This window comes from Ensifer sp. GW821-FHT05G01 (genome assembly GCF_059419585.1).
This window is the reverse complement of sequence record NZ_JBWKSC010000033.1, coordinates 1-546: the sequence shown is the minus strand read 5'-3', so window position 1 is coordinate 546 and position 546 is coordinate 1. Positions and strand designations below refer to the sequence as shown.

The following is a 546-nucleotide window of genomic DNA, read 5'->3' as shown; positions in this document are numbered from 1 at the left end:
GACGGCATCGAGCTCACCAACGATCTGAAGAAGATCGATGAAGTGCGCCGCGAAGTCGGCATGGTGTTCCAGCACTTCAACCTGTTTCCGCACCTGACGATTCTGGAAAACTGCACGCTTGCACCGATCTGGGTCCGCAAGATGCCGAAGAAGCAGGCAGAAGAAATCGCGATGCACTTCCTGAAGCGCGTCAAGATCCCTGAGCAGGCCCACAAGTATCCGGGCCAGCTTTCGGGCGGCCAGCAGCAGCGCGTGGCGATTGCCCGTTCGCTGTGCATGAAGCCGAAGATCCTGCTGTTCGATGAACCGACTTCGGCGCTCGACCCGGAAATGGTCAAGGAAGTGCTCGACACGATGGTGGGCCTCGCCGAAGAAGGCATGACCATGCTGTGCGTGACCCACGAAATGGGTTTTGCGCGCCAGGTCGCCAACCGCGTGATCTTCATGGACCAGGGCCAGATCGTCGAACAGAACTCGCCCGCCGAGTTCTTCGACAATCCGCAGCACGAGCGCACCAAGCTCTTCCTCAGCCAGATCCTGCACTAG

Annotated in this window: 1 protein-coding gene; it reads left to right on the top strand. The window is 59.2% G+C overall.

Annotated elements, in window-relative coordinates; all coding sequences use genetic code 11:
* The coding region (locus AC07UR_RS33885) for an amino acid ABC transporter ATP-binding protein (RefSeq protein ID WP_494700493.1) at positions 1-546 on the top strand (546 nt) is incomplete at its 5' end.